This is a genomic window from Brevibacillus parabrevis, from assembly GCF_022701015.1.
Lineage (GTDB): Bacteria > Bacillota > Bacilli > Brevibacillales > Brevibacillaceae > Brevibacillus > Brevibacillus parabrevis.
On sequence record NZ_CP064090.1, the window covers coordinates 4781302 to 4795102 of the forward strand.

General features: G+C 52.8%; 17 protein-coding genes. 5 read left to right on the forward strand and 12 right to left on the reverse strand.

Features of this window, described 5'->3' with window-relative positions:
- Positions 1–61: 61 nt before the first annotated feature.
- The 6 genes from IRJ17_RS21915 to IRJ17_RS21940 form a co-directional block, all read right to left on the reverse strand.
- Positions 62–499, reverse strand: coding sequence for a hypothetical protein (locus tag IRJ17_RS21915; RefSeq protein WP_122965682.1), 438 nt, complete (start codon positions 497–499; stop codon positions 62–64).
- Positions 496–1326, reverse strand: coding sequence for a DUF3100 domain-containing protein (locus tag IRJ17_RS21920; RefSeq protein WP_217021667.1), 831 nt, complete (start codon positions 1324–1326; stop codon positions 496–498). The genes IRJ17_RS21915 and IRJ17_RS21920 overlap by 4 nt, the downstream gene beginning before the upstream one ends.
- A 34-nt stretch (positions 1327–1360) precedes the next feature.
- A complete protein-coding gene (locus IRJ17_RS21925) occupies positions 1361–2536 on the reverse strand; it encodes an amidohydrolase (protein WP_122965680.1) in 1176 nt (391 codons plus the stop codon).
- Between the two features lie 270 nt (positions 2537–2806).
- The gene (locus IRJ17_RS21930; protein WP_242771907.1) at positions 2807–3331 is read right to left on the reverse strand and encodes a hypothetical protein; all 525 of its coding nucleotides are present in this window, start codon (positions 3329–3331) and stop codon (positions 2807–2809) included.
- Positions 3332–3452: 121 nt separating this feature from the next.
- Complete coding sequence (locus tag IRJ17_RS21935; protein WP_122965679.1) at positions 3453–4982, reverse strand: amino acid permease; 1530 nt, start codon at positions 4980–4982, stop codon at positions 3453–3455.
- A gap of 22 nt (positions 4983–5004) precedes the next feature.
- Positions 5005–5142: a hypothetical protein gene (locus IRJ17_RS21940; RefSeq protein ID WP_167470353.1), complete on the reverse strand. Its 138-nt coding sequence runs from the start codon at positions 5140–5142 to the stop codon at positions 5005–5007.
- Between the two features lie 311 nt (positions 5143–5453).
- Between IRJ17_RS21940 and uvsE the strand changes: the two genes are divergently transcribed.
- The 5 genes from uvsE (at position 5454) to IRJ17_RS21965 (ending at position 9855) form a co-directional block, all read left to right on the forward strand.
- Positions 5454–6386, forward strand: a complete 933-nt coding sequence (uvsE, locus tag IRJ17_RS21945; RefSeq protein WP_122965678.1) for a UV DNA damage repair endonuclease UvsE — start codon at positions 5454–5456, stop codon at positions 6384–6386.
- A gap of 64 nt (positions 6387–6450) precedes the next feature.
- Entirely contained in the window at positions 6451–6783 is a 333-nt protein-coding gene (locus IRJ17_RS21950; RefSeq protein ID WP_173595601.1) for a hypothetical protein, read from the forward strand.
- Between the two features lie 25 nt (positions 6784–6808).
- Positions 6809–7402, forward strand: a complete 594-nt coding sequence (locus IRJ17_RS21955) for a hypothetical protein (protein ID WP_242771910.1) — start codon at positions 6809–6811, stop codon at positions 7400–7402.
- Positions 7403–7729: 327 nt separating this feature from the next.
- Positions 7730–9235 (forward strand): histidine ammonia-lyase, encoded by a 1506-nt coding sequence (gene hutH, locus IRJ17_RS21960; RefSeq protein ID WP_122965676.1) that lies wholly within the window; start codon positions 7730–7732, stop codon positions 9233–9235.
- A gap of 191 nt (positions 9236–9426) precedes the next feature.
- Positions 9427–9855: a thiol-disulfide oxidoreductase DCC family protein gene (locus IRJ17_RS21965; protein ID WP_242771913.1), complete on the forward strand. Its 429-nt coding sequence runs from the start codon at positions 9427–9429 to the stop codon at positions 9853–9855.
- 52 nt (positions 9856–9907) lie between these two features.
- Here IRJ17_RS21965 and IRJ17_RS21970 read toward each other — a convergent pair whose 3' ends face one another.
- From IRJ17_RS21970 to IRJ17_RS21995, 6 genes are all read right to left on the reverse strand, one after another.
- Positions 9908–10825, reverse strand: a complete 918-nt coding sequence (locus IRJ17_RS21970; RefSeq protein WP_173595599.1) for an aldo/keto reductase — start codon at positions 10823–10825, stop codon at positions 9908–9910.
- Between the two features lie 75 nt (positions 10826–10900).
- Positions 10901–11410 (reverse strand): acyl-CoA thioesterase, encoded by a 510-nt coding sequence (locus tag IRJ17_RS21975; RefSeq protein ID WP_173595978.1) that lies wholly within the window; start codon positions 11408–11410, stop codon positions 10901–10903.
- A gap of 68 nt (positions 11411–11478) precedes the next feature.
- Positions 11479–12252 (reverse strand): DUF3109 family protein, encoded by a 774-nt coding sequence (locus IRJ17_RS21980; protein WP_122965672.1) that lies wholly within the window; start codon positions 12250–12252, stop codon positions 11479–11481.
- Positions 12249–12572: a hypothetical protein gene (locus IRJ17_RS21985; protein WP_122965671.1), complete on the reverse strand. Its 324-nt coding sequence runs from the start codon at positions 12570–12572 to the stop codon at positions 12249–12251. Before IRJ17_RS21985 ends, IRJ17_RS21980 begins: the two co-directional genes overlap by 4 nt.
- A 106-nt stretch (positions 12573–12678) precedes the next feature.
- On the reverse strand, positions 12679–12963 hold the full coding sequence (locus IRJ17_RS21990; protein ID WP_122965670.1) for a 4a-hydroxytetrahydrobiopterin dehydratase: 285 nt from the start codon (positions 12961–12963) through the stop codon (positions 12679–12681).
- A gap of 87 nt (positions 12964–13050) precedes the next feature.
- Positions 13051–13788, reverse strand: a complete 738-nt coding sequence (locus IRJ17_RS21995; protein ID WP_173595598.1) for a class I SAM-dependent methyltransferase — start codon at positions 13786–13788, stop codon at positions 13051–13053.
- Between the last annotated feature and the right edge of the window lie 13 nt (positions 13789–13801).

The window sequence follows — 13801 nt, forward strand, 5'->3', positions numbered from 1 at the left end:
GGTAGAGACGAAAAAACCTTCGCGCTATGTGCCACGAAGGTTTTCGGTCATGCTTTGTGCGTTAAAACTTGCCTTGAATTTTGAATACGATCTCCGCGAACAAGGTTGCGAACAGGAACGTACCAGTGAAAACAACGAGGGACACGACGACGATCCGCCAGCTCAGTTGCTTGAACAGATGGATGTCTTTGCCCAGCGACAAACCTGCATAGGCGAGAATCGGGGTAGCGAGAGCCAGCAAATTGATTTTGGCAATCGCCGCAGCCGTATACGCGCTTCCTGGGAAAAAAGGCGAAGTGGCAATCATGGCAAACAAGGAAATCCAGACGATGACTGGAGATTTGAACGGCAATATTTTCGTGAAGCCCATCCCGATCAAGGTAATGACCGCCAAAAGCGCAATGCCTGGCAAGGATTCCAGGATGGGAACCTTGTAGCCGATCCAGTTTCCGACAAGTGTGATGGCACCAATGATGAGAATCGTCAGGACTTGGTTCATGCGCTTCTTTGCCCCCCTTCTGTTTCCGAAGAAGCGTTTTTACGCCCAATAATCGGTTCAAGCCATGCGTACAGGCGCTGAGTCAGCGGCAACGACACGAAAATACATACATACGTGCCGATGATGCTCATCATCAGGTTGGCCGCACCTGAGTAAAAGGCGATGTCTTGCTGTGCTTCCGGGAAAATAACAGCCAGTGATCCTGTCGCTGCGGCCATCATGCTGCCTGAGCCAACTGCCGCGCCCATCGCGAGGGAAATCGGATGGAACAGTCCGCTGCTTCCCAAAATGCTTGCCAAAAGCGACATGAAAATCGCGCCGAACAGCGTACCGCAAATGTAGACGCCCAGCGCGCCGCGCGCTTCAGGAGAACTCGCGCCAAACTTGTCCACAACAATGGCCAAGTTCGGCTCGCGGTCGAGCGAATAAGTGGCCCCGATCGATTCACGCTTGAGTCCAAGCAAGAGCGCTACCGGCAAGCCCAAAATGATCGTTCCGACGATGTGCCCTACCTCCTGCACGAGCAGAGACACACCCGCTCCCCACAGCTTTGGCAGCTCCGGCCCAATATTCGCACCCAGCTTGCATACGAAGAGCAAGAACGAAACTCCCAAAATATTCGCAGCGACATTCATGTCTTTTTCTTTCAAAAATTTAAATGAAGGCCAACTGATCACACCGCCCAAAACAAGTGCGTACAGCATTGGAAACAAAGCGATTACCCCGATACCGATGTTAATTTTTTTCGTGCCGATAAACTCTGTCAAAGCAACCAGTATAAGCACCAAGAAATGCAGCTTGAACACATTCACGCGTCCCTCAGTCATAATGTTTCCCCCTGTTCGGTCTCGTTCCTGTCTGTTATTCCATGACTACTTTTTGTGCGGCCCGAACAAACAACTCTACACCTCGAGCAAGTGCATCTTCATCGAAATCAAAGCGTGGATGATGGTGCGGGTAAACAAAGCCTTTTTCCGGATTGCCGGCTCCCAGTTGAATGAAGCAGCCTGGCGCTTTTTTCAAGTATTCGGAGAAGTCTTCGCCCGGCATCAGCGGATCGATGTAAATAATGTCTTCCTCGCCCCATCTCTCGCGAATCGTGTCTTCCATCAGCTTGGTCACTTGCTGGTCGTTGACGACCGATGTGTAGCCGTGGGAGAACGAAAATTCGTAGCTGGCTCCGTGCGCTTCCGTCGTTCCTTTGACGATCCGCTCGATCCATACCGGGAGATTTTCGCGAATCTTGGCGTCGAAGCAACGGGTTGAGCCAGTCAGCGTCATCGAATCCGGGATGATGTTGTACGCTGTGCCTGCATTCAGCATCGTGACGGACAGGACCACCTTGTCCAACGCGCTGACATTGCGGGACACGATTTGTTGCAGGGCCGTAATCACCTGAGCGCCGATGACAACCGGGTCGATCGCCGACTCTGGCTGCGAGGAGTGCCCGCCCTTGCCCTGGATTTTGATATCAAACCGGTCTGTGGAAGAGGTAAGCGCTCCGTACAGCACACCGAATTTTCCTACTGGCATGTACGAGGCCAGGTGGATGCCGATGATGGAATCCAGCCCGTCCGCTGCTCCAGCCCGGACGATCTCCACGGCACCACCCGGCGGCAGTTCCTCTGCGTGCTGGAAGAAGAAGCGCACTTCTCCTTTGATTTTGTCTTTGTATTGCGACAATATTTTGGCCGCTCCAAGCAGCATGGCCGTATGTCCATCGTGTCCGCATGCGTGCATGACGCCAGCTTTGCCGGAAGCGTAAGGCACTGCGTTTTCCTCATGAATCGGCAAGGCGTCCATATCGGCGCGCATCCCGAGCACTGGCCCTGGCTGGGAACCAATCAAACGGGCAACCACGCTCGTCTTTGTCGGACGCGACAGTTCCAAATTTCCGAAAGATTGCAACGTTTCATAGACGTATTGAGACGTCTGCTCTTCTTCGAATGACAATTCCGGATGTTGGTGGAGATGTCTGCGCCACGCAACGACCTGTTCTGCCAGCTCGTCCGCCAATCGTTTTGTATCCAAACTCACTGTAACCACTCCTTTTCTCTCTACGTTCATGTTCAGTTAAGTTTAATTAAACAAATCAGCTTTTCGTGAATCTTACCACGTATTAACTAAAATTACAAATGTCCATTCGGAGCGGACATTCTCTGTCGAATCCACCCCAATCCTTGTCTATTTATTAGTTATTTTAGAATTTTCTATCTATAATGTCCACGTAAAATATACACAATGTTCAATAAAATTTTTTTGATGAAACTTTAGGGCTTTTCCGCAAAAAAGCCCTCCTCCTTCCGTTTATTCATTGACAGCAAACAGCACGTATTTCCCGCCGATTTGCCCCAGCCACAACTCGCCGTTGCCGACCATCACGCCCTCCGCGTTGACGAACGTCTCCTGGACGTTTTGCGCGAGCAACGCTTTTTTGACTTTATCGCCAAAAATCTGGTCGTACTCCGCCAAAAATTGCTGCTCATCCCGGACGTAGCGGCTGCTCCCGTCTTTGTTGATCCGCAGCGGGAAGTGTACTTTTTTGGCTACCTGGCGCTTATCTCCCGCCTGTACTGCCTCCTGCAGCTTTCGGAAAAAGGCTTCAAAGGCAACCGGATCGGTAATGCCAGCGGCTTCATAGCGGTTGTGCACTTTCTCCGAAGCTTGTTTGATCATCGTATGGATGGCTCGCTTCCCCATCTCCATGCCTTGCCACGCTGCTGCTGGTACCGACAGTTGGGCCAAAATGACGATCCCCGTCACAGTCGCTATCGCGCTTTTCATTTTTTGCATGATCTGCTGCTCCTTTTCATTCATTTTGCCGGGATACAACTAGCTTTTCTCCTGCGTGCGTCCGTTATGAGCGCTGATGATTGCAAAAAAGCCCCTCGGCTCGCACATGAGCGGGGGCTTGCTGATATTCGTAACGATTTTCCATTGGAATCGGCGCGAGTTACTCGCGGAATTTCGCTTCCTGGCGTTTGATTTCCTCTGCCGAAGTCGAGAGCGCCGCCTGCGGACCCGCAAAATGTTTGCGGTAGTAAGCGAGATCCATAATGATCAGGACGACAAACATGGCGATCAGCGCATACGCTGCTGTCTGGTTCGGAGGAATTACCATCATGATCGAAATAAACACGATCCAGAGCAAGCTGAGCACGTTGATTGGCTTGCTCCAGTTGCCGAGGTTCCACGGGCCAAAATGCTTTCGCTGGAACACCCCTCGCGACTCGGCGCGCAGCTTGAGATAGAGCGGGATTCCGTAAGCGACATACAGTCCGACCACGCTTACTGCGGTGAGAAAAGCCAACGTCGTGTATTCGGCATCAGGGTTGATCCGCTTCAAAATGTAGTCAAACAGGGCAAGGGCAAACGAGAGGATGACCACCAGCCAGATCGCTTTTGCAGGCGTTCTGTATTTCCTGGAGATTTCGGCCCACTGTCTGCTCCACGGCATGCCTTTATCCCGGGAAAAAGCGTACAGCATGCGGGAAAAGGAAGTGATCGAAGCAAGGCCGCAAAACCACATCGCAAAGGTGACCAGCCACAGTACAACGGAACCGAACGTTCCACCCAGCGCGGCGCTGATCACGTAAATAAAGGCATTGTCCGCGGCGCTGGCAGCTGCTGCATCGTGAATGGACAGCGTGACAAAAGCAAGCATAATAAAGCCAAAAATAAAGGAAAAGGCCACAGAAGTGAAAATGCCCCAAGCGGCGCGAACCCTTGGGTTGATCGTTTCTTCGATCGTATGGGCAGAAGCATCATAGCCCGTGAACGTCCACTGCGCCTGCAACAGTCCGATCAGGAATGCGATGGCGTACGGTTTGTCGGAAAACGTTTGTCCGACCTGAAACAAATAGTCGAGCGGCTGCAACTCATTGCGCGAGAAAAACACAAGACTGCCTACAAGCACAACGACAACGCCAATATGATACCAGGCGGAAAAATCGTTCAATCTCGCTACAAGCCGTATGCCAATATGATTGAAAATGCCGTGTAAAAGCAAAGTGATGCCAAACAAGATCAAGGTGGTCGTCTCGGTCGAAGTATAGCCAAACGCGCTGGCTAACAGCGGATCGGCAAACAAGGAAAAAGAATAGTCGATTCCCGCTACGATTCCGATTTGTCCGATCAGGTTGATCCAGGCGGTGTACCAGCCCCAGCGTTTGCTGCCCAAAATAGCCGCCCAGTGATACAGCGCCCCTGCTGTGGGAATCGCGGATGCCAGCTCTGACATCGAAGCCGCGATGAGGATGACAAACAAGGCGACGATCGTCCAGCCAAACCCCATCATGCCTGGCCCGCCGTACAACAGCCCGTGCCCGTATAAAGAAACAGCCCCTGTCAAAATCGAAATGATCGAAAAAGAAATCGCAAAGTTCGAAAATCCGCCCATATCCCGCAGCAGCTCCTGGGCATAGCCGAACTTGTTCAAGTCTTTTTTATCCTCAAGCAACTGATGTTCTTTATCCTGCTGCATATTGCCTCCCTCCTTCCCCCTGTCACGAATTAGTCCTGGAACCGATAAAGCTTTCATGCTCGTTTTCGTCAAATTTCCGCACGCTTTCATTCGCCCTGTAGCCAATGGCAATGGCAACGGCAACCGTCAGCAAAATCAGGATGATGCCCAGTACCAGCATGTCTTCGTCACCTCCCTTCCTACTCATAACAAATGACAGGATCAGTACATTTTACGTGCCAGTTTGACAGCTAGACCTATCGGCTTGATCGCGGACATGTTTGACGACCTGACCGTTTAACGGCTCGTCCAAGTTTTTTTCTCCATAAAAAGCAGACGGAAACAAGTCACTGTCTGCTTTTGCTCACATACATATTTCTTTGGGGGATTGCTTGCATGGTTCGTTTCCCTTCACTGGGAAGTTTTCATCCCGACCTTGGGACTGCTTTTGGGAGATACTACAGAAAGACGACGATCCTAGGGGTGATTTCCTTGATCCGTTTGGGCTATGCCTGCATCAGCGTGAAGCTCAAAAACAATCCGAACAAAAAAACGACCGTCGCCCAAATCAACAAGCTGGAGCCGCAGGCGCGGTTGAAAAAGCTTCGCCAAGTTTTGCAGACGAATTTCTTTAACCTGATGGATTTGCTCGCCTACAACGTGGACAACCGCATTTTTTTGTACCGCCTCCCTTCCGAGTTTGTACCGCTCGCCACTCACCCGGTTGCGGCAGAATGGGATTGGGCCAAAGAGTTTGCCTGGGATTTTCAAAAAACCGGGGAGTTTATTCGCAACAACGGCATCCGCATGACGGCGCATCCCGGCCACTTCAGCATTTTAAACAGCGAGAAGCCATCTGTCGTAGAAGCGACCATCGCTGATTTTTCCTATCATGCCAAAGTTTTCGACCTGCTCGGGCTTGACGACAACTCGGTGCTGGTCACCCATGTCGGCGGCGTATTCGAGGATAAAGCGTCTTCGCTCGATCGATTTGCCGCCAACTTCGAGCGTCTTCCCGAGCACGTAAAGCGCAGGCTGGTCGTCGAGAACGACGATACGTCTTTTACGATGCTCGATGTGCTGGGGCTATGCGAGCGAATCGGAGTGCCTATGGTGTTTGACATGCATCACCATCAATGCCATTCGGATGGAGAAGATTGGAAGGAGTACCTTCCGCGCATCATCCAGACATGGGGAAAGCGCACTCCGAAAATGCATATGTCCTCGCCAAAATCAGCCAAAGAATTTCGCGCCCATGCCGACAATATTGACCCCGACGAGTTTATCGCTTTTGTCAGCGCCCTTGCCGATTACCATGTCGACATTGTTTTGGAATGCAAAAACAAAGATGATGCCCTGCTGTCGCTCCGTCATCATTTGAAAAAGCGCGGGCTGGAAGTCGAGGCGTTCGCTTCCGCTCCTTGATCGCCAGAAAGTACGCCTGTTCTTTCCATTTCCGTGCGAAACAACAAACAAAAGGACGCCCCTGGTGAAACAGGCGTCCTTTTGGCTTTGCTTAATCGCAGCCGCAACCGCAGCCGCATCCATGTCCGGAAGAAGATCCTCTATGTCCATGAGACGAGGAGCTGCCACGTCCAAAAGAACTGCTGCCGCCCCTATGATGCCAAACCTGGCAACGATCGTGATAATGCTTCATTCTGCGCTGATGGTGTTTGTAATACTTGCGGTACTCGCTGTACTTTTTGCGATGATCGCGGTATTGCTCACATTTGTGGCGGAAGTATTGCATCCGGTCCATATGGAAATGGAATTTGAACAAATAAAGCTCGATTTCCGTTCCGGGACGTGCATTTTCCGCTGATGGCGGGCGCATGTTCGGCGAAGAATTGGGCGGACGCCGATTTGGCATCATGGAGTTCGGCGGCATTGGATTGGCTGGTCTGCGATTCGGCGGCATCGGATTCGCTGGTCTGCGATTCGGCGGCATCGGATTCGCTGGCATCCGGTTTGGCGGCATCGGGTTCGCCGGCATCCGGTTTTCTGGCATCCGGTTCGGCGGCATCGGGTTCGCTGGCATCCGGTTTGGCGGCATCGGGTTCGCTGGCATCCGGTTTGGCGGCATTGGATTCGGCGGCATCGCTTTTGGCGGGATCGGATTCGACGGCATCGCTTTTGGTGGCATAGGCTTCGGTATGTTCGGCATATTCTGGTTAGGCGAAGGCATGATTGGCCGTTGTGGCATCGGGCGTGCCGGAATGTTGTGCTGTGGATTCTCCGAGCTTTGCGGCGGATTTGGTTTGGACGGCGATGGCACGTTTGGTGATGGCACATTCGGTGACGGCAACGATGGCGATGGCATCGGCATCATCGAGGAAGGCGGTTTTGGCATTTCTTTTGGACGCCTTGGAGAAGATGGCGGCACTGGCGGCATCTTACGTCGCTTTTCCACGGAAACGAACACGTCCTTTCTGATGAAATAACACAGTACATGGTATGACATTTATCCCGCTCAAGAAACGACACTCGCCCAGTTTCCAAAAATGGATTGAGCCCGTTTTTTCTATCCTGGGGAAGCCGCCGTGACAATCTTGCTCTTGACTGCGCGCTCACTTCCGTTACAATAATACTAATAACAAAAATTATCTGACAGTTGTAGAGCGAAAGTGAGGACAGACGTATGCAGCCGCCGAGCAGGCTTACACGTTTCATTCAATCACATATAGAACCCAGGAGCGAGGGGTTAGGATATTAGTATCCTAACCCCTCGCTCTTTTCGTTCTCTGCTCTGTTAAAGGAGGAAACTATCCATGAATCAGCCAACACTTATCCAAATGAACGGGGATCAACTGCGCATTGAAGATGTCGCCTTGATCGCCAGAGAGTTCGTCCACATCGAATTGACTTCGGAAGCACTGGAAAATGTGCGCCGTTCCCGGGCCATGGTGGAAGAGATGGTCCAGCAACAAAAAGTCGTGTACGGAATTACTACCGGCTTCGGCAAATTTTCCGATGTGATGATTCAAGGCGAAGATGTCAGCAAGCTTCAGGAAAACTTGATCATGAGCCATGCGTGCGGCATGGGCGACCCGTATCCGGTAGAAGTCGTCCGCGCCATGATGGCACTGCGCATCAACGCTCTGGCAAAAGGCTATTCCGGCATCCGCGAAGAAACGCTGCTCCAGCTTGTAGAGCTGTGCAACCGCGGCGTGCATCCGGTCATCCCGCAGCAAGGCTCGCTTGGCGCCAGCGGTGACCTGGCGCCGCTCGCCCACATGGTGTTGGTCATGCTCGGCAAAGGGGAAGCTTATGTAAACGGGCAACAAATGAGCGGTAGCGAAGCGCTCAAAGCAGTCGGTCTGGCCCCGATTCGCCTGCAAGCGAAAGAAGGACTCGCGCTGATCAACGGCACGCAAGCCATGACCGCGCAGCTCTGCCTGGCGCTGTATGATTCCCGGGTAGTGCTGGAAAGCGCAGAGCTGATCGCTTCGATGACGATTGAAGCTTTGCGCGGAATCCCGAAAGCATTCGATCCACAGCTGCACCTCGTTCGTCCTCATCCCGGACAACAGGAATCGGCCAGACGACTGCTCGCACACTTGTCCGGCAGCCAGCGCACCTCGCAGCAGGGCGAGCTGCGCGTCCAGGACCCTTACAGCCTGCGCTGCCTCCCGCAAGTTCACGGCGCGACACGCGACACGCTGGAGTACGTCTGGACGACGGTGAGCCGGGAGTGCAACAGCGTGACCGACAACCCGATTCTTTTTACCGAGACAGGCGATGTCATCTCTGGCGGGAACTTCCATGGTCAGCCGATGGCATTCGCTGCCGATTTTCTCGCCATCGCCATGGCAGAGCTGGCGAACATTTCCGAGCGTCGGACAGAGCGGCTTGTGAACCCGCAGCTTAGCGGTTTGCCCGGGTTTTTGACTGAAAACGGCGGACTCCATTCCGGCTTTATGATCACCCAATATGTAGCCGCTTCCATCGTGTCCGAAAACAAGGTGCTGTGCCACCCTGCGTCTGTCGATTCGATTCCATCCTCGGCCAACCAGGAAGATCACGTCAGCATGGGCACTACCGCTGCCCGCAAGCTGCGCACCGTGATCTCCAACGTAACAAAGGTGCTTGCCATCGAATACTTGGCCGCAGCGCAAGCGATCGACTTCGGAACAGGCGATCTGGGAGCAGGCACAAGCAAGGCATACGCGGAACTGCGCCGCGTCATCCCTCGTCTCCACGAAGACCGCGAGATGCACCCGGACTTGGTCAAGGCCGAAGAATTGATCAAAAAAGGGACACTCGTGATCGTGTAAACAAAAGGGGCACGACTGTTGAGCGTTGACCGTTGTACCCGCTTTGGGAGACAGGAGCTTTTACCACAAGCGGGTCACATCCACGCTCCTAAAAAGCATCATGCCACTGGGAATGCCCTCCGTTCTTTGCTATCCTAAGAGAGAAGAGTGATTTCCAACTCACTCGCCTTTGAAGCATGGAGGGCTGGCTGATGAAACCGATATCCACGCCGTTGCAACACCCTGACAATCTGCTGTTTTTTGACGGCGAATGCCATATGTGCAACAGCGCCGTACAATTTGTTTTGAAACGCGACTCGTCCGGCGCGATTCACTTCGCTTCCTTGCAGTCAGAGACGGCGAAACAGATTTTGTCGTCGCATCAGTACGATGCCACGCAGCTTTCATCTGTCGTCTTTTTGGCCAACGGTCGCTTGTATACCAAATCGGACGCGGTTTCGCAGGTCGCGCGCAAACTGTCTGGAGCGTGGCCGCTGTGCTTTTACCTCAGCCGCTTCCTCCCCCGTCCTGCCCGCGATTTCATTTACGACTGGGTCGCCCGGAATCGTTACCGCTGGTTTGGCAAGCAAGAGCAGTGCATGCTGCCGACCCGCGAAATCAAGGCGCGTTTTCTCGATTGACCGCCCATAAAAAAGAGGAGCCGGCACTTGGCGTCGGCTCCTCTTTTTGCTGTTATTTTTGCGCTTGCGGATGGTCGTCCGCGGCGTATGCTGCCGCTTTCGCATTCGCTTCCACTTGCGCCGGACTTTTGCTGCCCGGAATTACCGCCGTGACGGCGGGATGCTTCAGGCACCAGGCAAGCGCCCACTGCGCCATGTCCATTCCTTCCGGCACTTCGGTTTCCTTGATGTTGGCTACTTCTGCAAGCAACTCCGCCACTTGCTGCGGGTCGCGGCGATGCCGCACATCGTTTCCGGCAAAAACGACACCGGGCTTGTACTTGCCGCTCAAAAATCCGCTTGCCAAAGGCACCCGCGCAAGTACGCCCAAGTCTTGTTCGGTACACGAAGCAAAAACCGCTTCCTCCGGCTTCCGGTCCAGTCGGTTGTACACGACCTGAATCGTCTTCGCCTGCACGGAGCTTGCATTCGCAACTTGATGCATGTTGTCATTTTTCGCAATCGACAAACCGAGGTGGCGAATCGTTCCTGCCTGTACTTGCTTGTCCAAATACGTCCACAACTCGTCGTTGTCGAACGCTGCGTCCGGCCCGGAATGGAACTGGTACAAATCGATGTAGTCCGTCTGCAAAGCTCGCAACGAGTTCTCTAGCTGCACTTGTACTTGCGCTGCCCCATACTCGTCCGTGCGGGAAAACTTGTCGTGAAAATGATGCCCGAACTTCGTTGCGATAATCCAGTCTGCGCGACCGCCCTTTTTCAAATAGCCCCCGATCAGTTGCTCCGAGAGATGATCTCCGTAGCATTCCGCCGTGTCAATCAAGTTGATTCCAAGTTCTTTGGCCGTGTCCAAAATCGCGTCGACCTCAGGCTGAGTGAAGTCTTGCCCCCACTCTCCGCCGAACTGCCACGTTCCCACGCCGATGACCGAAACATTCAGTTCCGTCTTGCCTAGTCTGCGGTACTTCATCGCCGATTCCTCCTCGTGCCACTATGTAGAAAAGCCCCTGAGCGAACTGTCGCTCAGGGAGAAAGCATGCGAAAATCAAATCGTTTTTTCCACGTTCAACTGGCTGACAAAAGCTTGCAGGCTTCCTTTTCGCTCCTTGCGCATTTTTTTGCGCTCTTCTGCGGAGGCCATCAGTTTTTGCTCTTCCTCGGTTTGCGGGACAATGCCAGGAACCTCGGTCGGATTTCCAGCTTCATCCAGGGCGACAAAAGTCAAAAACGAAGTAGCTGTCAGCACGCGTTGCCCTGTTTGCAAGTTTTCCGAAACGATTTTGACAAACACTTCCATCGAAGTGCGCCCTGTCGAAGAAACAAAAGCTTCCAGGCAAATCGAGTGCCCCATTTTCACCGGAGCGAGAAAATCGATGGAGTCTATGGAAGCAGTCACGACGGGCCTGCGGGAATGTCTCATCGCAGCAATTGCCGCAACCTCATCTATATAAGCCATCATCGTGCCGCCAAAAATCGTGCCGTGGTAATTGGTATCGGACGGTTGAACCAGGGATGCCTGAATCGTGCGGGATTCTTGAGTAGTCTTGACGTTCATCACTGTTGCTCCTTTGTCAATCATGTTCATGCCTTCCCCATCATATCACAAGGCATCCACTGTTCCAATTACATCCTGACAGTTCCCAGTTGGTTGTGTGCTTGCAAGTGTTCAAGCACCCCGTGCGCTTCCTCCTGCAAAAAATAGCGCAGCATCGGCAAGTTCCACTCATACGCCGGACGGTACCCGGCGAGTGCGAACACATTTTCATCCAGATGCGTTGCCAGTTTCCTGCGCTGTGGGCTGGCACAGTAAAATTGCTCCAAATAGTCTGTTCCCCAGCGCGAAAAGGACGACGTCTCCTCCGTCACCGCCGTCAGCAAAATCGCCTCGCCCGTATCGATCAGATCAAGCGGATACAACTGGCAACTGAACGGCTTTAGCGGCTCCACCACATGTCCTGCCTCTTCGGCGTACGCATGGATCGCACAGCCGAGGCGGCCGTTGTTTTCCTGATAAAACAGGCAGTTGCCGTGGCGCATGCGGATCGTGCCTGGCAGCTGCCCCCGGTCCCAGACGCCGTGCCGCTCCCAATTTTCCCGTTCGCTTGCTGACTGCAAGCGGGCTGTGATTTCCGGCAGTTCTTTTTCCATGATCGGAATTTGCCACGGCTCCACCGCGTAAGGTTGTCCACCCTCGCAACAAGTCTCGCGATGAACCGCACGGCAGTTCCAACAGTCAAGATGAAACAGGGCGAGCAAGGCCGGGACGTCGACTATATACTGACCTGCCCTGATCATCGCCGCTCTGTGCTTTTTTATATATTTTTCGCAGCAGTACACCTCTTTGTCGCTCATCGGATCAGGGGTGCCTACGTAGCGAAAGGAATGCTTTTTCTTCATTTCTCCAAAACAATCTCCGCTTCCGTACCGAAAATGCTCAGCTTTCCGTCTGCAAATGTGGCGAGGTCCACTTCATCGCCAGGGATTTCCATCAAAATTTCCAGCTCGCCTTCCGCTTCCGACACAAACACCAGCAGCAAGTCTTTTTCCTCAAATTCATTATCAGTCAACTTGACTTCTGTCAGTTGTCCCTGAAATTGTGTTACCTCTTCTTCCTCTTCGCTGTCTGTATCCCACTGTGTAAATGTGACAGATGCCGTTTTGCTGGCAAATTCGTCTGTCAGCAAGCGCAGCAATTGCTCGTGTTGTTGAATGTCCATTTCTTGATCCCTCCGAAAGTTTCATTACTGCCCATCATAGCAAAGTGAGGCGAAAATGCCAAAAGAAAACCGCTTCCCCGAAGAAGCGGTCGTGTGTCGTCCCGTTCTAGCTTACTTTGCTGATCGTTTGTGCCAGGGCGAAGTCCTTGCCCGTCAGCCCTTTTGCTTCACGGGTCGCGAGCGTAAAGGTGACAGTCCCGCCAGCCAAATGAATCTCCACATGCTGACTGTCGTGCTCAAGCATCTCCGCCACGCGATTCACGAAGCTTACGGCCGTGGCGAAGTCTCTACAGTGGTATGTGCGCGACAGCGCCATCCTGTCCTCTACCAGCTTCCAGCCCGGAACCTTGCTCAAATACAGTTTGACCTGCTCCAAAGACAGCTTGCTCACTCACATCGCCCCCCTTTTGTCCGATGAACGGTTGTAACACCATCATATTCACCTGACAGAAAGGTTAGTCACGCTTATCCGCACGACTTATTGCTTGATCGCATAAAAAATCATGCGTGGCGATTGACTGGCTATATACGGTTCGAATTGGTAGTTGCCAAAAACTTGAATCTGTCCGAATCCGGCCTGCTCCAACATCGCGATCATCTGTTCGACAGAAAAAAGCCGGACTTGCTCCAAGTATTCACGCTTTTCTTTGTCCGTATCGTCTGTAATCCATATCCGTTTCTTTACGGCTCCGTCCTCGATCCACCGTTTTTCCTCAATGAACATTCCATTGACGTGCTTCGTGGAATGCGGGACGAGATGGCTCGTGACGTAGGCTGGATTCAAGTAATCGATGACGACCTCGCCGTTCGTTTTCAATGCTTGCGCCATATTGCGAATGACCTGCGCGTTTTCCTCATCAGAAGAGAAGTAGCCGAAACTGGTAAAGAGGTTAACCACGATATCAAATTCGTCCCGATAGGGAATATTGCGCATGTCACAGCGGGCGAAGCTGAGCCGCGGATCGTTGTTTTGTTCTTCGGCCAGCTGCAATAATACAGGAGACAAGTCGACTCCGACCACCTCGTATCCCCTGCGAACCAACGCACGCGAATGCCGCCCGCTCCCACAGCAAAGATCCAGTACGCGTCCCGTGTCTTTGACAGGCAATCGCTCCAACAGGTTGGCGATCTCTTCATCGGCTGCCGAATCGTCCCGATGCTGGTAGACAAGCACGTAATCTTCGCGAAAGCTGCGTTCAAACCATTCTTCTGCCATTCCCTAGCTCCTT

What these genes read in the sequence shown, in the direction of transcription:
- IRJ17_RS21915 (WP_122965682.1), bottom strand. Translation starts at nt 499, where the DNA reads ATGAACCAAGTCCTGACGATTCTCATCATTGGTGCCATCACACTTGTC.
- IRJ17_RS21920 (WP_217021667.1), bottom strand. Translation starts at nt 1,326, where the DNA reads ATGACTGAGGGACGCGTGAATGTGTTCAAGCTGCATTTCTTGGTGCTT.
- IRJ17_RS21935 (WP_122965679.1), bottom strand. Translation starts at nt 4,982, where the DNA reads ATGCAGCAGGATAAAGAACATCAGTTGCTTGAGGATAAAAAAGACTTG.
- IRJ17_RS21940 (WP_167470353.1), bottom strand. Translation starts at nt 5,142, where the DNA reads ATGCTGGTACTGGGCATCATCCTGATTTTGCTGACGGTTGCCGTTGCC.
- hutH (WP_122965676.1), top strand. Translation starts at nt 7,730, where the DNA reads ATGAATCAGCCAACACTTATCCAAATGAACGGGGATCAACTGCGCATT.
- IRJ17_RS21965 (WP_242771913.1), top strand. Translation starts at nt 9,427, where the DNA reads ATGAAACCGATATCCACGCCGTTGCAACACCCTGACAATCTGCTGTTT.
- IRJ17_RS21970 (WP_173595599.1), bottom strand. Translation starts at nt 10,825, where the DNA reads ATGAAGTACCGCAGACTAGGCAAGACGGAACTGAATGTTTCGGTCATC.
- IRJ17_RS21975 (WP_173595978.1), bottom strand. Translation starts at nt 11,410, where the DNA reads ATGAACGTCAAGACTACTCAAGAATCCCGCACGATTCAGGCATCCCTG.
- IRJ17_RS21980 (WP_122965672.1), bottom strand. Translation starts at nt 12,252, where the DNA reads ATGAAGAAAAAGCATTCCTTTCGCTACGTAGGCACCCCTGATCCGATG.
- IRJ17_RS21985 (WP_122965671.1), bottom strand. Translation starts at nt 12,572, where the DNA reads ATGGACATTCAACAACACGAGCAATTGCTGCGCTTGCTGACAGACGAA.
- IRJ17_RS21995 (WP_173595598.1), bottom strand. Translation starts at nt 13,788, where the DNA reads ATGGCAGAAGAATGGTTTGAACGCAGCTTTCGCGAAGATTACGTGCTT.